At 46.7% G+C, this 25,453-nt stretch carries 14 protein-coding genes; 1 reads left to right on the top strand and 13 read right to left on the bottom strand.

Annotated features, from left to right (window positions below):
- Window positions 1–66 precede the first annotated feature (66 nt).
- Entirely contained in the window at window positions 67–1,050 is a 984-nt protein-coding gene (locus MKY42_RS14215) for a LacI family DNA-binding transcriptional regulator (RefSeq protein ID WP_090897103.1), read from the bottom strand.
- 579 nt (window positions 1,051–1,629) lie between these two features.
- Between MKY42_RS14215 and MKY42_RS14210 the strand changes: the two genes are divergently transcribed.
- Window positions 1,630–2,712 carry a bifunctional 3-deoxy-7-phosphoheptulonate synthase/chorismate mutase gene (locus MKY42_RS14210; RefSeq protein WP_090897101.1) on the top strand — a complete coding sequence of 361 codons (1,083 nt, stop codon included), beginning with the start codon at window positions 1,630–1,632 and terminating at the stop codon, window positions 2,710–2,712.
- 170 nt (window positions 2,713–2,882) lie between these two features.
- Here MKY42_RS14210 and MKY42_RS14205 read toward each other — a convergent pair whose 3' ends face one another.
- The 12 genes from MKY42_RS14205 to MKY42_RS14150 all read right to left on the bottom strand — a co-directional run bounded on the left by MKY42_RS14205 (window position 2,883) and on the right by MKY42_RS14150 (window position 25,448).
- On the bottom strand, window positions 2,883–4,556 hold the full coding sequence (locus tag MKY42_RS14205) for a ribonuclease J (protein WP_179265016.1): 1,674 nt from the start codon (window positions 4,554–4,556) through the stop codon (window positions 2,883–2,885).
- 161 nt (window positions 4,557–4,717) lie between these two features.
- Window positions 4,718–5,989, bottom strand: a complete 1,272-nt coding sequence (rhaA, locus tag MKY42_RS14200; protein ID WP_090897095.1) for an L-rhamnose isomerase — start codon at window positions 5,987–5,989, stop codon at window positions 4,718–4,720.
- An 18-nt stretch (window positions 5,990–6,007) separates the two neighbouring features.
- The gene (locus tag MKY42_RS14195; RefSeq protein ID WP_090897093.1) at window positions 6,008–8,077 is read right to left on the bottom strand and encodes a bifunctional aldolase/short-chain dehydrogenase; all 2,070 of its coding nucleotides are present in this window, start codon (window positions 8,075–8,077) and stop codon (window positions 6,008–6,010) included.
- Window positions 8,078–8,327: 250 nt separating this feature from the next.
- A complete protein-coding gene (locus MKY42_RS14190) occupies window positions 8,328–9,308 on the bottom strand; it encodes a glycoside hydrolase family 5 protein (protein ID WP_339851892.1) in 981 nt (326 codons plus the stop codon).
- Window positions 9,309–9,628: 320 nt separating this feature from the next.
- Window positions 9,629–10,339 carry a trehalose operon repressor gene (gene treR, locus MKY42_RS14185; RefSeq protein ID WP_090897085.1) on the bottom strand — a complete coding sequence of 237 codons (711 nt, stop codon included), beginning with the start codon at window positions 10,337–10,339 and terminating at the stop codon, window positions 9,629–9,631.
- A gap of 121 nt (window positions 10,340–10,460) precedes the next feature.
- Window positions 10,461–18,020, bottom strand: a complete 7,560-nt coding sequence (locus tag MKY42_RS14180; RefSeq protein WP_179265018.1) for a fibronectin type III domain-containing protein — start codon at window positions 18,018–18,020, stop codon at window positions 10,461–10,463.
- A gap of 172 nt (window positions 18,021–18,192) precedes the next feature.
- Window positions 18,193–18,849 carry a prolyl oligopeptidase family serine peptidase gene (locus tag MKY42_RS14175; protein ID WP_090897077.1) on the bottom strand — a complete coding sequence of 219 codons (657 nt, stop codon included), beginning with the start codon at window positions 18,847–18,849 and terminating at the stop codon, window positions 18,193–18,195.
- Window positions 18,850–18,858: 9 nt separating this feature from the next.
- Complete coding sequence (locus MKY42_RS14170; RefSeq protein WP_090897073.1) at window positions 18,859–19,881, bottom strand: SDR family oxidoreductase; 1,023 nt, start codon at window positions 19,879–19,881, stop codon at window positions 18,859–18,861.
- Between the two features lie 96 nt (window positions 19,882–19,977).
- The gene (locus MKY42_RS14165; RefSeq protein ID WP_090897070.1) at window positions 19,978–20,403 is read right to left on the bottom strand and encodes a cupredoxin domain-containing protein; all 426 of its coding nucleotides are present in this window, start codon (window positions 20,401–20,403) and stop codon (window positions 19,978–19,980) included.
- 203 nt (window positions 20,404–20,606) lie between these two features.
- The gene (locus tag MKY42_RS14160; protein ID WP_090897067.1) at window positions 20,607–21,560 is read right to left on the bottom strand and encodes a DMT family transporter; all 954 of its coding nucleotides are present in this window, start codon (window positions 21,558–21,560) and stop codon (window positions 20,607–20,609) included.
- Between the two features lie 337 nt (window positions 21,561–21,897).
- On the bottom strand, window positions 21,898–24,111 hold the full coding sequence (locus MKY42_RS14155) for a DEAD/DEAH box helicase (RefSeq protein WP_339851880.1): 2,214 nt from the start codon (window positions 24,109–24,111) through the stop codon (window positions 21,898–21,900).
- Window positions 24,108–25,448, bottom strand: a complete 1,341-nt coding sequence (locus MKY42_RS14150) for an ATP-binding protein (protein ID WP_179265020.1) — start codon at window positions 25,446–25,448, stop codon at window positions 24,108–24,110. The genes MKY42_RS14155 and MKY42_RS14150 overlap by 4 nt, the downstream gene beginning before the upstream one ends.
- Window positions 25,449–25,453 lie beyond the last annotated feature (5 nt).

Here is a 25,453-nt window from a genome sequence, read left to right as displayed (position 1 = left end):
TGTTCCCATATCCGTATTGGCATCCAGTGTGGAACCGGTTCGATGGAATTATCATAAAGGATTCATTTATATCTTGTCAACGCTTTCTCGTGGAATAATCTCCACATCAAGAATCGTGCACTGCTCCACTGGCTCGCCTTGTACCAGACGAATAATGTGTTGGGCCGCCACTTGACCTGCCTCGAAATAATGATATTTTACGGTCGTTAGTGTAGGATGAATCATCTCGGTAATTTCATAACCGCCAAATCCGGTAACCGATAAATCCTGAGGAATTTGTATCTTATTGGAAAAAGCAATCTTCATCACACCCAGTGCGATGTTATCTGTTGCGCCCACAATAATGGTCGGTTTGCTTTCTTTCAAAATCGCTTCTGCGGTAATGATAGCCTCGGACATTTTGAAGCTTGTCTCATAATACGTCACATCACATCCGCCACATTCGTCAATCGCACGCTTGAACCCCTGTTTGCGATGGATACCCACCGCCTGATCTCTCTCGGTAACGCCAATATAGACGATTTTTCGATGGCCCTTTTCCACAACATGCTTACCCATCTCATACCCCGCCTGATCATCATTATGAACCAGACTGTGCAGATGTTCATGCTGCTGCCCTACCAATAGCACCGGAATTCCGATGTCTTCAACGGCTTTGAGATGTGCGTCCGTTACTTCTGCGGCAAGCAGAATAATGCCGGATACCTTCTGTCTGGCAAAGTCATATATGGCATCAATCTCGCGCTGCATATCCTGGCTCGTATTCGCGATCAGCATCTGATACTGATTATTTCTTAATTCTTCATCGATACCTATCAATGTCTGAGAGGTTGCAAAGGAATCCAGACGAGGCACAACCGTTCCAATAATGCTGGTTCTTTTGGCCTTGAGACTCTGTGCAAACGTATTGGGTACGTAATTGTATTGTTTAATAATGCGCTCAATTTTCTGCCGTGTATCGTCACTAACAGAACCACCATTCAGGAAACGAGAGACGGTGCTCTTCGCCACGCCTGCCATTTGGGCGATATCCGAAATCGTTTTATTCATAACTTCTCCTCTTATTCTCATTCACTTGAATTCACTTATATTACCTTATATTATACTTCGAATGGCAAACCCTTGCGAATACTATTCCCATGGAGATATTAGTAAATCTCACAGAAGACTGGAAGTGGATGCTTAATGCGCCACGGTAAAGCGTTATTGATGCATGGCATTAATTCAGCTTCTTGCAGATAAGTAACATGAGATGCTAGTATAACTTCAATTCATAACGTGCATCATGAACTACAGAACAGAATATCAATATTCATACAGGCTATGACGGAAAGAGTACGCGGAGTTATCGTTCATTACAGGGACGCGGTGCCGAAGACTGAGAGCACCCGAAAGGAACACGCCGCCGAAGTTCACTCCCGAGCCGATTGCTGAAGAGCTGCTCCTCATGGATATAGCTTCTAGGACAATCCGTTCCTTGCGTTAAAAGGTCAAAGTGAGAAACAGATCGGCTGTATTCAATCAGCAGAACCGTTTCTAATTAGGGTGGTACCACGGCTTCTTCGTCCCTTACGGATGAAGGGCCTTTTTGTGTTTTTTTATAAATCTAAATTGAAGGAGTGGATCAGCATGGATCAAAGCAAGAACTTGGAACAATTAAGAGGCCGATTGAGTGAGATTAATCATAACCTCCTGCACTTGTTGTCAGAACGGGCCCAAATTACACAGGAAATTGGTCAAATCAAGGAAAAACAGGGTGTACCCAAGTTTGATCCGGTTCGTGAAAAAGAAATGCTGGAGGAACTGACTGCCGCCAATCCGGGACCTTTCCAAGACGATGCCATCAAACTTCTGTTCAAACAGATTTTCCAAGCTTCCCTGAACCTTCAGGTCGACGAACATAAGAAACAGCTGCTCGTTAGCCGCAAAAATCAGCAGGAAGATACTGTCGTCTCCATCGGAAACGTCAAGGTTGGCGCTGGTAAACCGATTCTGATCGCCGGACCGTGCTCGGTTGAAAGTTATGAACAGGTACGCGAAGTTGCCGCAGCGCTGAAAGAAGCCGGCATTACTGTGATGCGCGGAGGTGCATTTAAACCTCGTACTTCTCCATATGACTTCCAGGGACTTGGAATCGAAGGATTGAAAATTCTGAAGGAAGTTGCCGATGAGTTCGGATTGAAGACCATTAGTGAAATAGTACATCCAAGTCATATTGAAGTGGCTGGCCAGTATATTGATGTTATCCAGATCGGTGCACGTAACATGCAAAACTTTGAACTGCTCAAGGCTGCCGGGGATGTTCAGATTCCTATTCTGCTCAAACGTGGTTTGGCGGCAACCATTGATGAATTCGTTCATGCTGCGGAGTACGTTGTCTCCCGGGGAAACAAACAGGTTATGCTGATTGAACGCGGCATTCGCACCTATGAAAAAGCAACACGAAACACACTAGACATCTCAGCTGTACCGATTCTGAAACAGGAAACTCATTTGCCTGTGCTTGTGGATGTCACCCACTCTACCGGGCGTAAAGATATCCTTGCCCCATGTGCCAAGGCAGCTCTTGCAGCAGGTGCGGATGGTGTTATGGTTGAAGTTCATCCCAATCCGGCTGTAGCCCTCTCGGATAGCGCACAGCAATTAAATATCGAGCAATTCCACCAGTTCCTCTCCTCTGTGAGACAATCCGGATTGCTGAAGGATCAATAGGTCATTAACAATAAATAACAATAAAAGCCTGACTGAAATGTACGGTTCATACGAAAAACGGTATGATCCTACATTTCTCAGGCTTTTGATCATCATAATCTTAATCTTATTTTTAATTCACATCTTATTCTTATCCTTAATCTCTTTACATCGGCCCTGCTCCATTATTCTCAAACCTCAATAATAATGGGCAGAATCATCGGTCTTCGTTTTGTCTGGGCGTAGATGTAATGACCGATCTCGTCTTTCAGCTTTCTTTTGATCACATTCCACTGATTCGCCCCGCTTCCGGTTAACTCATCCATCTTGTTCTGAACCAGCTCATGAAGCTCTTTCATGAATTCTTCGGAATCCTTCACAAACACAAAACCTCTGGAAATCATCTCAGGTGCTCTCACCATATGTTTCTCTGTTTTGCTCAACGTAGTCACAATCACCAGCATGCCATCGGATGACAGCTGCCGGCGATCACGCAGCACGATATTCCCGACATCGCCCATGATCAGACCGTCGACCAGACTGTTGCCTGAAGCAATTTGGGGGCCAGGAGAAGCCACGCCGTCTTTGTACTGAATCATATCCCCATTGTTCACGATGAATACGTGATCCCGTTCGATGCCTACGGACTCCGCCAGTTGTCTATGCTGATACAGCATGCGGAACTCACCGTGAACAGGAATCAGGTAATCAGGCTTCATCAGGGTCAGCATCAATTTGAGTTCTTCCTGACTGCCGTGTCCTGATACATGCATACCTGCTGCTCCGCTTGAACCGTAAATGACGCGTGCTCCGAGCACATACAGATTATCAATGACATGCGCAAGATTTCGTTCGTTTCCAGGGATCGCCCCAGCAGCTATAATGACGGTATCTCCAGGTGCGACCTTCACATGAGGATGCTTGGAGGCCGCCAAACGGGATAATGCTGCCATCGTTTCACCCTGACTTCCCGTACAGAGCACAACGACCTCATCAGGTGGAAACTGGTCCGAATCAATAGCCTCTATGAGCAGCCCCTCAGGTACATCGAGGTAACCCAGTTCACTGGCTACAGCCACTACATTAATCATGCTTCTGCCCAGCAGAGCCAGCTTGCGTCCTGTTTCGAATGCTGCATTTACAATCTGCTGCACTCTGCTTACATTGGATGCAAAGGTTGAAATAAACACTTTTTGTTTGGCACGAATAAACGCGTCCAATATGTGGTCACCTACGACACGCTCGGAAGGAGTGAACCCGGGTCTCTCTGCATTGGTGCTCTCGGACAACAGCACATGCACACCTTGTTTGCCAATCTCGGCCATACGATGCAGATCGGGATAAGGCCCATTTACAGGTGACATATCAAACTTGAAATCCCCGGTATGCACGACATTTCCCCCAGGTGTCTGAAAGAAAATACCCAGGCAATCCGGTATGCTGTGACTCGTCGCAAAAAAAGAAACCTGAATTTCACCCAGCGTAATGCTGGATTTGGAATCAATCGTATGCAGATCGGCTTTGCGCAACAGCCCATGCTCTTTGAGTTTCAGTTCAATTAATCCACGTGTCAGTCTGGATGCATACACCGGGATATTGATCTGTTTTAACAAATAGGGAATACCGCCAATGTGGTCTTCATGTCCATGAGTAACCACAAGCGCCCTCACCTTGTCCTGATTTTCCAGCAGATACGTCACATCCGGAATGATGAGATCAATGCCCGGCAGCGTTTCATCCGGGAATTTGGAGCCACAATCGATGACAATGATGTCCTGATTATACTGGATAAGATACATGTTCTTGCCTATTTCATTCAAGCCGCCAAGTGCTGCGATATACAATTTGTTGTGGGCGAGATTCAAATCCGATTCATCCTCCTCTGCGTTGCAGTAATAGGCAAACGATACTTTGCATTTTTCTATGTATTTTTAGTATGGAAATTCTGACCGCGGTTATGCATTTTGCATTTTTTTCATGCAAAAAGGCCACAGCAGAGAGCTTCTCTACTGTGGCCTGCATCATCCTATACGAAAGATTTATCTCGTTGAAGCAAAACTTCCTGCTCATAAGTTTTGATCTTAGCAATCCACTGTTCACGTACAGGTACTTGCTGTTGTTCGCAATAATAATCCCAGATCGCGCCGAAAGGATAGGACTTAAACTCTTCTGTCAAAGCAAGACGAAGGGTGTAATCTCCTTCCAGTTCCGCTGATTTCAGCGCATCCACAGGTTCCAGCATCGCACGCAGCAATGCTTTAATCGTGTTGCGTGTGCCAACTACCCACGCCGCAACCCGGTTGATGCTGCCATCAAAGAAGTCGAGTCCGATATGTGTCGTTGGAAGCAGATCATGACGTACCAGTTCGCGGGCTATTTCCAGCAGCTCATCATCCATAATGACAACATGGTCACTGTCCCAACGCATTGGACGGCTGACATGCAGCAGAATGCCGTTGGTGAACAGGGCCAGTGAAGACAGTTTGTTGGATATGACTTCCGTTGGATGAAAATGTCCAGCATCGAGGCAGATTAACGTATCATTTTGCAGCCCATAGCCCATATAGAATTCATGAGAACCAACGACATACGCTTCGGAGCCGAGGCCAAACAGCTTACTCTCGACCGCATCCAGGTGATACTTGGGATCAAGCTTCTCAGCAAACACCTCATCTAGGGAATCCTTCAACCGCTTCCGCGGTGTCATCCGATCGACCGGATTATCCTTGAACCCGTCCGGTACCCACACATTGGTTACACAGGTCTGCCCCAGCTGCTCGCCAAAGTAAGCGCCAATGCGGCGGGATGCTTTGCAATGATCAATCCAGAACTTGCGAATCGCCGGATCGGAATGACTTAGCGTGAAGCCGTCACTTGATTTTTCATGCGAAAAGCACGTTGGATTAAAATCCAGGCCAAGCCCCTGTTCTTTGGCCCATTTTACCCAATTCTCATAATGCTTCGGCTCAATCCGGTCCAGCTCCACTTGTTCGTCCGTATCTGCGTAGATGGCATGCAAATTGACCTTATGTTTGCCCGGAATCATGGAGAAAGCTTGCTCCAGGTCTGCCCGAAGCTCTGCAGGTGTCGTTGCAGCCCCCGGATATTGACCTGTAACGGATATTCCGCCCGTAAGTTCCCCGTCTTTATTGAGAAATCCTTTCACATCGTCCCCTTGCCAACAGTGAACAGACACTTTGATCTCCGCGAGCTTCTTCAGCACTTCATCCGTATCAATTCCATGCTGAGCATATAATGATTTGGCTGCTTCATATGCTTGCTTGACCTGATTTTCCATGTGCGAGAACCCTCCTTATTATCGTGTAAATGCTGCTGGCACACCGCCATCAATCGTCATCATGCAACCGGTTGTTTTTTCCGATTTGGAAGAGGCAAAGAAGGCGATGCCTTCCGCAATATCTCTCGGATAAATATTGACGAGCAAAGTTGTACGTTTGCGATAGTACTCTTCCAGTTGATCCGGTTCGATACCATAGGCTGCTGCACGTTCATTTCTCCATGAACCGTTCCAGATCGCTGAACCTTGCAGAATGGCATCCGGGAGAATCGTATTTACACGAATGCCGTATTCTCCACCTTCAGCCGCGATGCAGCGGGCCAAATGAGCCTCAAGTGCTTTGGCCGAGCTGTAAGCAGAAGCGCTTTTACCCGCATATACCGAGTTTTTGGAACCGATAAATACCATACTACCGCCAATTCCCTGCTGTTTCATCAACTTGAAGGCTTCACGCGCCACGAGGAAGTACCCTGTACCCAGCACGTTCATATTCAAGTTCCACTCCTTCAACGATGTTTCGTCAAATGGACTGGAGGTGGCCAGGCCTGCATTGTTCACGATAATATCCACGCCGCCATATTGTACGGCAACTTCGGCATACGCAGATTGCACGGCTTCCTCATCGGTCACATCCATCTTCAATGCATATGCGCGATTAGCACCATATTGATCGTTAATTTCCTGAGCTACCTTCTGCGCTCCTTCAAGGTTAAGGTCCGCAAGAACGACATGTGCCCCTTCGGATACCAATCTGCGTGCAGTTTCACTTCCAATTCCACCAGCACCCCCGGTAATAAACGCCACTTTGCGGGAAAATTCAGTCTCCGCTGGAGCCAGCGATAATTTGTATAGCTCAAGCGGCCAGTACTCCACATTGTAGGATTCATTGGCACTGAGGGATACGAATTGGCCCAGACTTGTCGCACCGCGCATCACCGCAATGGCTCTATGATACAATGCCCCGCTTACCTGGGACAGGGCCCAGCTCTTGCCTGTGTTGATCATGCCCACACCGGGGATAAGAATGACGCGAGGTGCAGCTTCGAACATCACGTCACCTTCATTTTTGTTGCTCTCAAAATATTGTTGATATTGCTTTTTGTAGGCGGCCACGCCCTCTACCAGCTTGGATTTCAGCCCTTCAATATCCTCCGCGTCCGGTGTCCAATCGATGAATAGAGGTACCACTTTGGTATGCACCAAATGATCCGGGCATGCCGCGCCTACCTGTGACAGCTTCGGTGAATCCACTCCACCAACAAAAGCAAGCACATCCTCCTGATCGTCAAAGGACAAAATCATTTTTTTGCTATCCGATACCGCTCCCCGAATGGTCGGCATTACTTTGGATACGATCTGGCGACGCACTTCTGCCTCAAGCGCAGGATGCTTCTCTCCGCCAAACAGAGTTCCTTCGTTCACACGTGCTTCAATGAAAGCTTCCGCTTCATTAATAATTTTGATCGTCTGCGCGTAACATTCTTCCGATGTTTCTCCCCAAGTCACAAGCCCGTGCTTCTCCATCAGAACCAGTTCCGCATTCGGGTTCGAGAATACGCTTTCAGCAATCATCTTGGATAGTGTGAATCCCGGACGCACATAAGGAACCCATACAAATCGATCCCCGTAAATCTCTTTCGCCAGTTCTTTTCCGTTATCTGCACAACACAGACTAATAATCGCATCCGGATGGGTATGGTCCACATGTTTATATGGAAGGAATGCATGCAGCAGCGTCTCAATGGATGCACGCGGGTGTTTGGAATCGATCATGCAGTGCCCCAGATATTCGACCATCTCTTCATCCGACATGGATTCACGTTCGATTAATGGACGAATGTCTTCGAGTCCAAGGCCTGTAAAATGCTTCGCCTGCATGGAAGCCAGGTCAGATCCACTACCTTTTACATACATCACTTCTATATCACGGCCGCGAAAATCTTTCACCGTCGTTTTGGTAGACGTGTTACCTCCGAAAATGTTACATACACGACGATCTGACCCAATCAAATTGGATCGGTAGACCAGCTGCTCCAGTCCGGTTGTTTTCTCCGAAGCCTGTGATGAATTCCATAAACTCTGTACCATTTGTTCCCCTCCGATAATGTTTGTTTTATTCCTAATCAGAGTTTATCATCTTTGTTTTGTTTTGAAAACAAAAGATTTTAAATATAAACGGAAAAATTCAAAAGAGTTTCTGTTTTGATGATTTTTCTTTCAATAAAAAACACCCTGACGTGTTGGTCAGAGTGTTTGGAAGAGAATTTTTGGTCAGAACAAGCTTAAGGTCACTAGTTGATTAGATGAATCTTTTTAGAAATGCTAGACCCTATAGACCTTAGTAGATCCCTGCTTTTTTTGAAGTATTTTTAATTCCATAAGTGTCGTTCACAACCGTGTTTCCAAAGGATGTCAAACTTCCGTTAGGACCTGTAGCCAAGTCCAAATAGTTCAAATCGGAGCTGTTGCCATACCAGGACCATGCGAGCCAGCCTACCCCTTTTTCCTGACCATATTTCATGATTGCATATTCATCGACGTCTCCGTTCGTGTGGTATCCACCGAATTCACCAATGATCAGGGCCAGACCTTTGTTTAAAACGCTTTCCATGTTGGCTTTTACGGTTGCCGCGTCTTTACCGGCATATTCATACATGTGAATCGAGAACACAGTATTTTTCTGTGTATCTGCTGCAAATACACTTTGTCCATAATCCACGATGGATTGCGGGTATTGCCCCCAGCCTGCTGCATCCACGATCAATGTATTGTTAATACCGGCATTTCTCAGCTTGGGAATTGCTTTTTTGTATCCGTCAGCCCAGGCACTGCCGTTCCATGTTCCATACCATTCGTTCGCAATATTTACGATAACCCTGTCTTCTTTGCCAATGAGTGCTTCCTTGATGCTAATCCAGTAGTTCACTGCTGCGTCCAACGAATTATAGTCATCCTTACCTGTTGCATCATGTACTTCAAGCACCGCAATCATTTTGTTTGCGCTTACAACATTAATGATGTTTTTAACAGAGTTCAGATCGTCTTTGGTGTACTGCACGCCATTGGAGAGCACAATCCGTACGGTGTTGGCACCTGTTTTGGCAATCGCAGGAATCGCCGTGTTCAGGTCGTTCTTAAACCATGAATGTCCATGATTGACACCTCTAATAACAAATGCCTTGCCAGTGGAATCGTACAATTTGCCTCCGTTTACATAAAATCCTGTAGCAGCAGACGCTTTGGGTGCAGCACTCCCCAGAATCACCAACATAAGTGCAGCAATTACGGTAAAGACTGTACACTTTTGCAACTTGACCATTCGTTAGAACCTCCTACATTTTTTTGTTTATTTCAATTAACCCTGCTCAAGGCAATAAGTTAACTAAAATCAAGAGTAAATCATCATTAAATAAGGTTATAATCAAGAAAATATAACCTCATAATAAGATAAATGATTTAATTATATTTACCTTATCGTTAAGGTTATGGACATATAATAAAATGAAAACGCTTACCGGTCAAGTTATTTTTACCATGAAAAGGAATGAAATTTTGTGCTCCACAGCAAAGAGAGTACCTCATTCACCGATAAAAGAAGTGAACAGGTACTCTCTTGGTCATATGGATGGTCAATGGATATCATCTGCGCCGGGCAAAATCCACAAATCTGAACTTGTCGGGGCGATGCCTTGCTTCTGTGAACTGGAATTGACTCGCGTCCTCCAGGTAAACCTGGCTCCTTACCACAACTACATTGTGGAACCCTTCGAGATCAAGCAACTCCCTATCTTCAGCGGTAGGCTCCTCCACCAAAATTTCCTTTTTGGCAAAAGAGATGGTCAGCCCGAGTTCTTCCTCAATGTACTCGAAGATAGAATCATTACATATTTCCCTGCTCAAACCGGGAATAAGCCTCTGGCTTATATGGTCCTTATCGAGGATGACATGTTCGCCATCCACTTGCCGTACACGTCTGATCTCCCAGACCTTTTCATTCAGGCCAAAATTGATTTTCTTGAACAAGGCCTGATCAACCTTTTTTTCTTCAAAAACCTTAACGTACGTTTTGGCCCGATGTCCCATTTTTTTAGCCAGTTCCTTGAAGCTAACGAGACCTGAGATAGGAAAATCAATTTTACGTATATCCAAAACAATGGAGCCCTTACCTTGAATTTTCTGAATATAACCTTCTTCAGACAGCATTTTCAGCGCTTTGCGAATTGTCTCTCTGGACGTTTGATAACTTTCCGATAAATCCAGTTCCGAGGGAAGCAGCGTGCCAGCTTCAATTTCTCCAGTCCGAATACGAGCTGCGATATCTTCATAGATTCGGATAAATTTATTATTCATCATTCATCACCACTGTCCATTACCCTTTTTTTATCATATTAGCAACCTATTATAACATTAAAAGTCGAATAACGGATAATGTCGCAACTATCGATGATAAAATGATGAATTGACATGTGATTCAATCCAAGTCTTTTACGTCAAATTTTGACGCGTTATCCTTACCATCTATGTCGCTACTCGTTCCTTTATCATCCATAGTTGGATTCTCTTCCTCCATAGTTTGGTTCTCTTCAATAATACGGATCAGCTTGTTCAGTCGGAAGATGAGGGCTGCCGCCTCGGATCTGCTCAGATGCTGCAAGGGACGGAAACTGCCATCTTGGTATCCCGTAAGCATATACATTCCAGCAAGCTCTTCAACCTCTTCTTTGGCCCAATCGGATACATCCATCTGATCCGTAAAAGCACGACGTGAAGTTGCGGGTTCCGGCTTGATTTTGCGAATAACATTCGCGATGATCTTTGATGCTTGTTCCCGGGTTACCAGCGCATAAGGTGCAAATTTACCATTCCCCATACCATGTACCATACCACGACTTACGGCTGCTTCGATCTCCGGAGCAAACCAATCCTGATCGTTCACATCCTGAAAAGCATTTTGATAATCCGCAGATGTGTCCACACCCATTAATCGCACAATAAGTGCTGTGAATTCAGCTCTTGTAATGGGACGACGGGGTTCGAAGCGGGTTTCACTCACACCTTGAATGATGTTTTGCTCTGCCAGCCATATAATCTGATCTTTATTGAATGTTTGACCAATATCAATGAACTTGATCTCTTTCTTGGCTGTTGTTTCCGCTTTGTCATTTTGCTCTGGTTGAGACACAACGGACTGGGCATCCTCCGGTTTGGAGGAAGTTACAGGTGAACCGGCCCCACTTCCGTTTGAAGGTGGATACGGCATAGTCACAGCCACGGCCTGCTGGCTTTCACTTTTTTCCCCGGCTGAATTTTCAGTCCACAATATGACATCATAGCGCTGCCCACCCGTTAATCCTGTCCAGATGTAGCTTCGATCCTTTCCACGATAAATCTCCCGCCCACTACTAGAAAGTACGATTATTTCATTCAAAGATTCCAACTTCCAGCTCAACGCAATGCTGCTTGTACTCTGAGAGGTGGCTGAAACGGTGAATTCTTCTGATGGCAATGTCTCGAACTCAGGTACATTAACTGTCTCTCCGTCTCCCGCCTCATTAAAAGGCACAATAGAAAAGTCTGGATAGCGCTGGGCACTTTCCAATTCAGTCACATGTATCGACGTTCCCATTGTTGTCGCAATCAGCTCGTCTTTCCGATAGATGCGATAGCCTGCTGCCCCAGGAATCATATCCCATACAATATCTGCACCATGCTGAGCGCGTTCTTCCACTTGGGGTGGAGAAGGAATTTTGCCTGGCAGTGTTACTGCTGTTAGATTAAAGCCGACCTCGCTCTTACCGGAAGCATTAACGGTTTTGATGGTGTACACATAATCTACACCAGACTCAAGCCCCCGGTCCTCGTAATAAGGCTCGTCAACAGACACTCGGCCGATCTCCGCACCGTCACGTTCAATGATGAATTGCTCAGCCCCCTTGACACGGCTCTTTTCGAACTGAAGTTGTATGCTCTCCTGTGTCGAACGATATTCCACTTCTTTGGGAGCTTCCGGTTTGGTTAACAGCGTATACTCGAGCTTATGTGATATATCCCCCTGCTCGTTCTCGGTATACAATTCGATGGAGTAGTTCGTTCCGCCCTGCAGCTCATTTACGATATACTCTTTTTGTTTACCTCTATACAGCTCGATACCATCCATTAGAACCACAAACGTTTCGTTGAGATAAGGGAAATCCCACTCCAATCTGGCATGCTCCGTCTCCGGATATAGCTTTATCTCAACAGAATCGACATGAGGCAGGGTGAAAAATGGAGCAACGACCATTGGACTTCCTTTACCTGCCGTATTATAAGGAACGATCTGTACTTGATCATATTGAGCTGCGCTGGTAAGTCCATTAAGGGTAACCTCAGTCAAATCATTCTCTGTAATGGTTGTGAATTCGTTATCCGCTATCATTACAATGTAACCCTCTGCCCCTTGGACCTTTTTCCACTTAATCACTGCTGCCGTCTCTTCAATTACATCTGGGTGCAGCGTTTCCTTAATTGTTGCAGGCAGCGTACGCAATTGAACATCAAATCCCGTATCGCTATCGCCCGAAGCATTCGAAGTCTTAACCGTATAGGTGTATCTCTCTCCCGGCGTCAGGTCACTATCTTCATAAGAAATGCTGTCAGCCGGAATACGGTCAATTTCAATACCATCTCGCAATATGATCAACTGTTCTGCTCCTCGTGTGGCGCTGCCACTCAGATCCAGCTTTGCCGATTGATCGGTTACGGCAGCAATACTTGCTGTTTGTGGGGATATGGGCTTGGTCAACAAAAGAACCTGAACAGGAGAAGAACGGTGACCATCCTCATTCATGACAGTAAGTTCAAACGCATACGTTGTGCCATCCAATAAACTGGCGAGATGGACCGATGGTTCGGACACAGTCTGTACTTCCCCCGTGGTCTGATTGCGTATTTCATATGCGGCAGCTCCCTTTACTGCTTCCCACGCCAAATCAAACGCGTGCGTTCCCTTGATCACCGTAATCCCATCTGAGGATAGTGGCAGGGTTTGAGTTGTTATTCCATAGGTAAGGGAAGCACCCGAACCACTTGCATTAACCGCCCGGATCTTATACGTATATTTCGTGCCTGGCAACAAATCCTCATCTACGAATTGGGTTTCACGCGCATCCATGCGAGCAATCTCTCGCCCATTGCGTTCAATGATGTATTCGTCTGCACCCTTAACTCCTGTTTTGGTAAAATCAAGATTAATACTGTTTTCCGACACTTCCAATGCCTTAATCTCCACTGGTTTCTCAGGCAATGTCAGTACAGATACATTCGTCGCTTCGGATGAGGTCCCTTGTCTGTTCATGGCAACAAGTGTGTAATGATGCATCGTTCCATCCTCAAGTCCTGAAATCAGTGTGGTCAGCTCTGTTCCACGGTAAATCTCTTTGTTCCCCTGTTTAATTACATACTCCGAGGCACCTGCTACCGCAGCCCATGACAAGTTGGCTTTATGTACCCCTGGTTCAACTACGATTTCTGAAGGCGATGCTGGTTTGGATAATCGAATCAAGCTGGCGGACTGACCGACTCCAGACGTGTTCAAGCCCTGTACTTCCACTAAATACTCCATGCCTGGTGACAATTCTTCAGCCGTATAGGCAAGTCCAGAAGTTCGACCCACTTCGGCCCCATTGATACTCACAATATAGGATTCGGCTGTATTTACAGATTCCCATTCCACACCAATGCTCGTTTCATCCGTATGTGTTACTGTGAGTCCTTCTGGTCTGGTTGGCAAAGTAAGAAGTTCACCGCTTGTGGGTGCACCGTAACCGGCTGCATTTCCGGCCTGCACCTGATACGTGTAGTGGCGGCTGCCAGATAACTGATGGACTTCAAGCTGTGTATCTGATATCTCATAACTCTGCCCCTCAAGAACGACCCGGTACTTCGTCGCTCCGGGTACTGCATCCCATCTGAGTGTTGCTCCTGTTTCAGTCGGCTGAACAAAGTGAAGACCTGAAGGACTCTCGGGAAGCGTCGTTCCAGATACTCGATTGGATTGACCTTGTCCACTTCCATTGCCTGCCTGAACGTCCACCTGAACCAACGTTCCCGCGGTCAATCCCGTTAGCAGATATTCATGGGTTCCAGCAAGCAGCGTCTCTCGCTTCTCCCCATTCACAAAGACTTCGTATCGCTCCGCGCCTCTTACAGGATCCCAACTTAGACTCATGCTCGTTGTTGTAGCATTATCTATACTCAAGTTTTCAATGGCCCCCGGCAATGTCATCAGCTTCTGCAAGCTTGTTACCGGGCCTTCTCCTGTCTCGTTTGCGGCCAGCAATTCATAGCTATACTCTGTTCCACTATCCAGACCTGCGTCCACATACTCCGTTTCCAATCCTTCGTAGATTCCTGCTCCACTACGTGAAAGGCTGTAATACGTGGCTGAAGTTACCGTCTCCCATCCCAGAGAGATCTCATGCTCCCGAATCTGCACTGCCTCAAATTCACCGGGTGCTGCAGGCAATGTCAGAAATCCCGCCCTGCTGCTTTCTCCCGCACCACTCTCATTCAGAGCTGTGACCGAAATCGTATGAATGCTCCCCGGGACCAGATTGGTCAAGTACGGAATATTGGAAGAATCGGAGATCGTCTGGTCATAAACAATTCTTCCATCCGAAGTTGCAGCCGTGATACGGTACGCAGTAGCCCCTTGAACCGAATCGAAATGCACTTCTGCCAGCCCAGGCTGGGAATCGACTTTTCGAATTTGTAATGATGCCGGTGCTGCCGGGATTGTCAGTGCACGGACAGCTACTGCATCACTTATGCCAGTGTGGTTTCGAACTCTCACTTCGTAATCATAGACTTGCCCACCACTTAGGGAGTCATCAATGTGCGTATGTTTTGGATAATCCAGTGTCCACGACTGGCCTGTCGTTTGGTTTATAATTTCATACTGATACCCGTCGGTATACCATTCTCCTGTCGGCAAATCCCATGTAAGTTCTGCCGAAGTCTCACTGATCTGTGTGATGCTCACATTTCCCGGTTGCTGTGGTTTGCGCTGGATCTGATAAGGCGCCGATACCGTCTCATATGTATTCCCTGCCACATCCATTGTTTTGGCATGGATATACCAAATGCCTTCGGATTCAATTGAAATTACAGGCTCATTCGAGCGAGCTTCATTCCAGTTGTCTGGCGATAAGGCACTGTTGGTCACATTGTACAATCGCGAATTCTCATTGATACCCGAATCAGAATCTTCATATTGAACGGTAGCAGATATATTAGTGTCACTCCAGCCTTGTCCATTCGGTGTAAATGTAACCGTTGGAGCAACCTGATCGACATAAGCCGTACGACTAATCTCCTTGCTAACGTTTCCGACAGCATCTCTCGCTCTGGCTCGAATGACGGTGGGACCGTTTGAACTCACGGTGCCTGAGTTTCCTGCAATATACGGGGCCCCATTCAAACTATATTCATACGAAATGGAATGTTCGTCTACGCTGCCAGCAATCGTAAATTGTACAGCTTCCTTGCTCCAGCCTGACTGACTTAATGTAATAACCGGTTCTGTTGGAGCGGTCTTATCCAATCGAATGATTGCTTTCGCAACAGTACTTACGTTCCCTACCTGGTCAAGCGAGCGCGCATATACTGTGGTTTTTCCTTCTTTGGTAACCTTCACTTCTCCAGTGTAATCGATCCAGGGGCCTTGTTCGTTTAGACGATATTGGCTTTTGGCAAGTCCACTGCCTGTATCTTCACCACTGGTGATTTCAAAAGACACATCCTGGTTTGTCCATTCATCATCACTGAGTGTAATCTTTGGCTCATCAGGGCCAGTCTTGTCAATTCGGGCAGTGGCTGAAGTTGACGCACTGACGTTAGAGGCCCGATCCACACTTCGCGCCTGAATCTCGGTTATTCCTTCCGTATGGATAGTAAATGGCTCTCGATAATCGACCCAAGTCCCTTCACCTCCAAGCCTATATTGCGTAAGACCCACTCCGCTTGCTTCATCCGTACCTGCCGTTAACGTCACCGTTACTGCCGAATGGGTCCACTCCGGAGGATTTAACGAAATGACGGGAGGTGTCGGAGCTGTACGGTCCACTCGCGCTGTAACCGAAGCCTCCTGTCCTGTATTGCCAAATGCATCTATACTTCGTGCAATTATGAGCGTGTTTCCTTCAGAAGCAACCGTAAAGGGAGCAGTGTATTCCTTCCATTCTCCTCCAATCCCTAGTTTGTACTGTGTCTTCTGCACACCACTTAAGGCATCCGAACCTGCTGTAATCGTAACCAGGACATCTTCCTTGGTCCAAGAAAAAGGATTGACTGCTAAAGAGGGAGCGGTGGGACCAGTTGTGTCCTTTGTGATCTGACCTGCAGAGGCAAATGCAGTCTGTATGCCTTCTCCATTTAGAGCTGCTACATATACGTCATATATTCCGTCTGCAAGTCCTGTTAGCGCAAGTTCAGTCCGAGTTGATGAAGTTGTACCCGATGCAAGCACTTGTCCAACGGAGTTGCGTATTTCCGTTTTGTAATTCGTTCCCGCAGGATTGCCATTATTGTTCCAACTAGCCGTAACGGAGTTACCCGACTGGCTCACAGCTGCATCGCTTGGTGTATTGGCCAATGTAAATTTGCTAGCTGGGCTTGAATACCCCGTATAGGAACCGACCGAATTTTTGGCGCGCACAGCAAAAGAATACGGGGTATTCGGTGTAAGCCCGGTCACCTGACGACTATTGGATGTACCTGTATCGAAGCTCTGATTCGTCGTTACATTTTTCAGTTCATATGTCACGGAGGCATCATTCGCCTTCTTGTCCCAATTCACCGTTAGATTATTATTGTTAACCGATGTAAATGTTGGTGTTCCCGGAACCACGAAACTTTTTACCGTGAAATTGACCGTGCCCGCTGAGGAGACCCCTCCCTTGTCATCCATAACCCATACCTGCAACGTATGTGCACCATCTGCGAGCGTATCCGGCAATGTGTAATTCGTGTTAAACAACTGATTGGAACCTGTAGCCGTCATTTGTGTCAACATATTTTCGGAGCCTCCGTCGATTGACCATTTGACAGTCAGAAGATCTCCCACATCCGTATCCCGGGTTGTACCGGAAATTTGGAGCTGTTCTCCTTTATAGTAGGTCTGGCCTGAAGACGGAGCCGATAGTGCAAAAGAAGGCGGTGCATTTTTGGGGCCAATTCCCACGATCGTCGAAAATTTGCGTGAAGCCTGGTTGGCAGTTGCTTTACCGTCCCACCAAAACTGCGCAGCAGTATCCGTTGCGGTAATGGTCTGGCCTGGCGTAAAGGAAGATGGAGAAGAACCACCTGTCAGCTGTGCACTGTCCGGGCTATTGTACTGCCCCATGAAAATGCGATCCGCGTCCACGACGTTATACGTGTTAGCATAAAAAGCGGTTACCTGAACTCCACCACTGTAATTGCGCCAGCCGTTCTCAATCACTTCAAACGGAGAAGCATCGTTGCCATTCACCATCGTATCCCAATAGAACGTACCTCCCAGATTGAGCGTAGAGCCGCTGCGATTAACAGCCTCCAGTTCCACCTTCATATAACCGCCCTGAGATGTGGCATTCACAATGGATACGCGCAAAATATACTCTACATTGTCTTTTTGCCTGGACATTTCGATTACATTATTATTGATTCGATAATAATTAAGGGGCAGCGACTTAAAATTAACGGGTGTTCCGTTATGATCAATAATGGTGGATACATTCCCTGTATCACCACCGTAGAATACATTTGTATTTGGAAGCAACACAATTCTATATTTGCCATCACTATTCATCTCCACTTTCACCTTGGAGGATTGAACAGCCTTCATGCTGGAAGTATCGGATACAATACTGATGGTTTCCACCGCTTCAGCCATAACGGCCGTTGAACCCCATTCGACCAGCATGGCTTGGGGTGACAGCAAGGCAAATGCCAGTACCACTTTGCTAAGCTGCTCGGCCTGTTTTTTTATACGTTTCTCAGATTTCTTCTTCAACGTCTGCTCTCCTTTTCTGCACACACAAAAAAGGAGGCACCCCAACAAAGGAACAAAGTCCTCTGTTGGGGTGCCTCCCCTAACAAGTGTCATTTTTTCTTGATTATAACGATTCAAATAACGAAAGTAAATACTTAAGAAGGCTGAATTTTGTCAATTCACGATTGATTGATTATAACGAATGGCTGAGAAACCATTTGTACAACTCCGGGTTTTCATACGTTTCTGTCCAAGCATCATGATCCCCTTCAGGGTATATCGTCAGCTTCACATCCGCATTCAACGCTTCAAGCGCATGAACAATTTTCTCGGATTCCGTTACATAAACGACGTCATCCTTTGCCCCATGAAACGCCCATATCGGCGTATTACGCAGTTCTTCCGCTTTGGAAGGGTCCGCTCCCCCACATACAGGAGCCAATGCAGCAAATGTATTGGGGTAAAAGAGTGGCAGATCCCATGTACCATACCCGCCCATACTCAGACCTGTAAGATACACCCGGTCTGGGTCAGCTGCTTCGGTTTCCAAAACATGTTCCAGAAGGGCCATAACAGCTTCGCGATGCATACCCCAAAATTCGTCCACAGGACATTGCGGTGAAATCACGATAAACGGGAAACTCTTGTCCTGATCGGCAATAAGCGGAACCCCGTTTGCTTTAAGCATTTCCAGATCATTACCGCGTTCCCCGGCACCATGAAGAAACAAAATGACAGGCCATTTCTGGTCCTCTGCAAGTGGTTCCTCCTTCTCAGGAATGTGCAGCAAATAATCCAAAGTGACGGTTTTGGTGATTTCTTTTACCAGTCGATGCCCGGTTTGCGACATATGCTCGCCTCACTTCTCATCTCTAATTTTCAGTAACGCTTCATCCAATGCTCCAACCACCTTGTCACACCATGCATCAAATTCGGGATCTTCGGTCTGCAATTCAGGATGTGCAAGAATATATTCTATGGTACTCCGGATTCCTTGATCAGCCCGAATGGTTGCCACAAATTCCGGAACAAGCCTTTTTAATTTACTGTTATCAAATACAACCGTATTCGCCTTGTCTCCCAGCAGACCGCCGCGAAGATCCTGATCACTGCACGCCGCCAAAAACTCGGAAGATACATGCACCGCATGAAGCTTGACACCAAGCACTCCTGCAATAATTTCATAGATCTGATTCCAGGTTACTGACTCATCTGAGGTAATATGTACCGATTCACCAATCGCGTGAATATTGCCCATAAGGCCAATAAATCCTTTGGCAAAATCACGGTTATGCGTTATGGTCCAGAGAGATGTGCCATCTCCATGAATGAGTACGGGTTTATTTTCACGTATGCGCTTGAGGACCTGCCAGCTTCCCTCTGCTCCATGTACACCGAGAGGTACAGAACGTTCACTATACGTATGACTTGGACGCACAATGGTGACCGGAAATCCTTCTTCACGATACTGTTTCATCAAATAGTCTTCACAGGCAATTTTGTTGCGCGAATATTCCCAATACGGATTGGATAATGGCGTACCTTCCGTGATCCGATAGTCAGCAAGTGGTGTCTGATAGGCAGATGCCGAACTGATAAATATAAACTGCTTTGTTTTATCTTTGAACAAACGGTAATCTCTCTCCAGCTGTGAAGGTACAAACGCGATAAAGTCTGCGACAACATCGAACTCCAGGTCGGCAATCAGCTCCGCAACCCGTGCTTCATCGTTAATATCGGCTTGCAGCACTTTGATTTGCGCAGGCAAATTATCATTTTGATTTCCTCGGTTGATCAAATAAAGTTCGCAGCCTTGCTTCGCAAGCTGATCGGTAATTGCTGTACTGATGGTACCTGTTCCTCCAATAAAAAGCGCTTTCATATTTGGCCACCTCCAGATGAAATTGATCACTAGTCCATGATATCATGCACACAAAAGAGGAGCAAAGATTCATTGAAGAATCTTTGCTCCTATCCATTATATGACCTTAATTGTTCCGTAAATCATGTACATACCGCAGTGAATTTCATATTCACCAGGTTGGACATCCTTGTCAACAGTGTAATAGTTGTTTCCTTTTTGCATATAAAGATCCATGCCCAGCTTGTCAGCCGCTACCGATTTAACATGCGTAACCTTGCGGGTAAGGATAAAGTTAATTTTGGTTGGAACCCCGGATTTAACTTCAATAACATTAGGTTCAAAGCCGTCGTTGCTTACATTCACATCAATAACTTCATATCCCTTCAAGTCTTCTGCCGTCTCGACTTTGGCCGTTACGGCACTTCCTGAGCCTGGGGACATATCCTTGCCCATAAAATACACCATAAACGATCCAAGCAGCACAACTACAACAAGACCCAGCGTTAGCCAAGGCCACATTTTTTTGATCCAGCTGTTCATCTCAACGCTCCTCTGTCTATGTTCCCATTCTATTAATACTCTTCTTTAGCATACCCCATCCAGTTAAAATTGAAAATGACTCGAATGGGCCATATCGATGGTACGTTACTTAGCCCAATAAATATATTCATCCAAAAAGAGCCTGAATCACTCAGGCTCTTTCAGCTATAGCTATTGTCTTGATCGTTCTATCTATTCACCAATCAGGAATATATAGGTGTATTTCGACTTCGTCTCATTCGTAACTTATAGATCTCTGGCAGCGCTACACCAATCAGCACTATGATAACCCCGATCCATTGCAAGGCGCTCACATGCTCGTGAAGCACAATGGATGAGAGCAGGACTGCGATTGGGAGCTCAACCGCTCCAAGAATTCCGGCCATGTCGCCACCAATATGAGGCACACCTACTGCGAACAGTACGGGTGGGATAAAAGCTCCGAAGAAGCCCAGTAACAATCCGAAAACAAGCAGCTGGCTCCAAATTAATCCGTTAAACAGGAATGTCGGTGGGAACAGGATGCACAGCAAGACCAGACCCCCGGTAACCATCCAGGCACTGCGAAAAGCCGGATGTGCCGTTGGAACCGCTTTTCCACTAAACAGTACAAACAGGGAGTAACTTACAGCCGCCATTAAGCCAAGCGCTATGCCCAAGCCGTTAAACTCTCCGAGTCCTTGTTCCAGAAAACCAGCTGCCAGCAATGTTCCACCGAACAGGATAATCAAAGTCAGGAATGTTACCTTGTCAGGACGCTGACGTTTGCTCACCGCCTGAATCAATACGCTAATCCACGTAAATTGGAACAAAAGAATAATGGCCAATGACGCGGGAATATACCGCAAAGACTGATAATAGACAAGACCGGTAATTACCGTTGGAGTCCCTGCAGCCATCAATAGCAAACGCTGCTTCCACGTTAATTTCTGAAGCGCTTTTGCCACGGCTGCTGATGGTTTTCCATCGGCCTGTGATTTTCGTTTCATTCTAAACTTCGAGTATAATGCCAGCATCCAGGACAGAATGAAGCCCGTGATCAGCTGTGTGCCCACGACCTCTCCAAGTTTGTACCCTTCGCCGTAAGCCAGAACCACAATTGTGGATAATATGCCATAGCTCATCGCTCCAGCGAGAACGGACAGATAATATTTCATTGTAAGTAAACCTCCTGATGATCGAAAAATGCGTCCGCATGTTTGATCCATGCCAAGGTCACAGACACCATCCAAATGCAAAAAATCCTAACTACGAGCAAGGAATACAATGATTCCCTGGCATCGTAGTTAGGAAGTATAGGCTTCCCGTAGAGACCCTCGCCCTGTGTACACTTTCGGCCTGCGAGGTTATACGAAATGAAATATGCATTTGTTGTTTGCGGTTCGTGTGTGACGACTTTTCATATATTACATGGGAGGTGAGGTGGTGTCAACCCTGATTCACAATTTAAATTTCTTTAATTCAAATTAAAGACAAAACACATGCGTTATTGCGTCATTTCACAGATGAAGAATCCCATGTTAACGTTTGCTGTAATCCTTCTTTGAGCCCATTTAAATCCAATCCATCCACTGCAAAGGCCACTCGGATCAATGGAGGAGACACAAATTCATCATATTTACCAAGATACGGTGCTTCATCTTCTGAAAGCAACGCAGATGCGTCTTCTGCTGCTCGACACTCACTCATGATCTCGGCCAAAAGTGTGCGACCATCCACTTTGCCTGACACGACAAAATAATAAGGCTCCATAGGTACAACAGATCGCAAGGCTAGCTTGTCAGACAAGTTGTGCTTCATTAAACGTTCGAGTGTGCGGAAAGACTTGCTTCCCACCCAAGGTAATACATACAAGGAATCTCCTCCTGCTGGAATGACAACCTGCTTCAATAATCCACTTTCACGCGCAAGTCGACGGGCGCGCTCCAAACGATTTACCGCTTGCGGAGATAGATACGGATATATCACTGTGTCTGACAGTACTTCTCGCATTTTCTGGACGACCGTCGTATGAATGTCCCCACCCGCACCAAGCCATAACGTATCCACTTTGCCTTTGGCCGCCTTGATATACACGGATTTATGCTTGTGATCCACCTCTTCCACTTTCCACAGCTTTCCGGCAAGGGAGAAACAGTATCCAGGTGGCGGCACGGTTGTAATCGACCCGATCTCCTCGGAACCGTTCAGCACTTTGTGCTCTTCATCATCTTTGAACACCGCGTAAAAGCGATAGTTATTGACGGTTTTCTCACCCGTAAGCCCGATAATTAATGTCCGATCTTCTGTCCATTGCAGATGATCAGTCTCAATCAAATAATTCAGAAAAACCTGATATTGATCTGCACGAATCTGCGCGAATGGTGCGAGTGAAAGGATAGCCTCAGCCAGTTCTTTGGGTTCAGCCTCCCCCATGCTTTTCAGCATGCTCATCGTCTGATGATAGAGCACACCCATAGGCATCTTACGAGCCTCAAGCGGTTCAACCCACTTGGTCTTAACATACAATTCAATCACAGCAATCGCCCTCATCAGTGTCCATGGCATTCGAGCAGGCAATTGGGCTTCCTCATCCTCTTCTTCCGGACATACAAATAACATTTCGGAAGCCATATCCTCGCGCCTGCCTGATCGTCCAAGACGCTGTACAAAGCTTGATGCGCTATACGGTGCTCCAAGCTGCACAACCCGCTCCAGCTCACCCAGGTCAATGCCCAGTTCCAACGTTACGGTAGCCGCAGCAACTGCTGGCCCTGACCCGGTTCGCAAGGCTGCTTCGGTCTCTTCTCTCAACATGGCGGAAATACTCCCATGATGAACATGGAATACGTCCCGCTCCTGTCTCCGTGCGGCGACACGTCGCATCTCAAGTATAGTAACTTCGGCATCCGTCCGGCTATTGGTGAATATTAAAGCTTTTTTGCGATGTGTACTCTCATAGATGAAGTCGTAATAGACTTTACGTGCGTTATGCAGATGTTCCGCCTGTTCTTCATCCCGTGCATCCGGAAACGAAAAATGCTCCACTCGCAGACGCAACTTGCGACCACCGGGGGAAGAAACCACCTCCACCCCCTTGTTAGTTCCAGCAGCGAGCCAGGCTGTAGCCGCATTATAATCACTTAATGTTGCGGATAATCCGACTCTTCGCGGTTTACATCCAGCCATACGCTCAATTCGTGCCAGTTCACTCAATACCTGAATACCTCGATCCGCTCCCATGAATGCATGAACCTCGTCAATAATGACATACCGCAGATCATGAAATAACGCCGGAATGGCATTGGGACGATTCATCAGCAGACCTTCAAGCGATTCAGGCGTAATCTGAAGCACACCGGAGGGACTTCGCATGAGACGTGTTTTCTCTGCCTGAGGCACATCTCCATGCCAGTGCCATACCGGAATATTCCCCTCGGACAGCAGATCCTTTAGTCGCTCGAATTGGTCATTAATCAGTGCCTTAAGCGGCCCGATGTACAAGATGCCCACGGATTTGGAGGGCCGTTCATACAGCTCGGTCAGTGCTGGAAAAAAAGCCGCCTCCGTCTTGCCGGAGGCTGTGCCTGCCGCAATCAGCATATGATGCGGGGTATGAAAGCAAATATTGCAAGCTTCAATCTGGGCAGGCCGAAGTGATTCCCATCTTTTTTTATAAATAAATTCCTGTACAAAAGGGGCCAGTCGATAGAAAGGGTTCTCACTCATAATTCAAACTCCGCCAGAAAATCATCCAGATCATCCGGAGATGATGAATCCGTTCCTTTTCCTGCTTCCGGCGGTTTAACTGCTCGCTCACCAAGCAATTGAGCATAGGTCACTTCGGGATTCTGATGGAGCGTGTGCAGCACATCCATGAAGTCCCGCACCACTTCACGTGTAGTCAGTAACTCATCCGCACCGAGCCGGTTAACCGCCGTTTGCATAAAATCAACTAAATCCTCATCCGTCAGACTTGCACTATACCCAAAATGCAGGGCATGAATCTGACGCAGCTTCTGCAGCAGAATCAAAATCTCTTCATGGGATAACATCGTAAGTTTCAGGATCGGTCCGGTATAATTCGCATATTCTCTTGCCGCATAGCGACCATCAATAAGTCTGGAGCGAAGCGCTTCATAACTAAAGAGTCCGCGTCTTTCATCCTCCACAAATTGTGGTGTGCCACCTACAAAAATACCCAGGTGTTCTGCTTTGCCCTGCATCGTATCATTGAACATGGTAAGTAGCTTCTCGTAGTTGCTTTGCCGGGAGATGCTATTTGTAATTTTATAAAGATTCACCGCTTCATCTATAAACAACAGCAATCCTTTATAACCAATCCGTGCCGTAAATTCGGACCATAATTTGAAGTAGTCATACCAGTTATCATCGTCAATGATGACGCCGACAGCCAGCTCTTTCTTGGCTTCCGTTTTGGTTGCGAATTCGCCTCTCAACCAGCGCAGCGCAGCCTGTTTGCGGTCATCATCCTCCAATTTATAGCCGTTCCAGTACGAAGCCAGCACTTTGGCAAAATCAAATCCATGCACCAAATTCTGCATTTCGTTTGTCACCGCATAGATCTGCTTCTCAACTTCAGCAGGAAGAGCCGGATCATCCGGGCGCAACCCCTGACTCTGCATCGCTTGTTGCTGAAGACCGGCAATCCATTTCTGCAAAATCGGTTCCAGTGCCCCGCCATCCGGTCGTGTACGAGTAGACAGACGAGTCATCAGCTCACGATATGTTGCGAGCCCCTGACCTTTGGTTCCCACCAGTCTGCGCTCAGGTGACAAGTCGGCGTCCGCCACAACGAATTCGCGATCCATCGCATAGTTACGAATCATCTGCAACAGAAAGCTTTTCCCGCTTCCATACCTTCCTGTAATCAGCTTAAAAGCTGCCCCGCCTTCTGCAATATTGTCCATATCCCGCAAGATCGCGTCCACTTCAGACTTCCGACCAACAGCAATCTGCTCCAGTCCGATTCGTGGCACAACGCCTGCGGTCAACGAATTCACTAGTGCGGTAGTCAGCCGCTTCGGTATTTTAAGTTCTGCCACTGCCC

Origin of the sequence: Paenibacillus sp. FSL W7-1088 (genome assembly GCF_037969855.1) — a bacterium.
GTDB lineage: Bacteria > Bacillota > Bacilli > Paenibacillales > Paenibacillaceae > Paenibacillus.
Note: the sequence above shows the minus strand (reverse complement) of the source record. Positions and strands in the feature narration are given on the sequence as shown.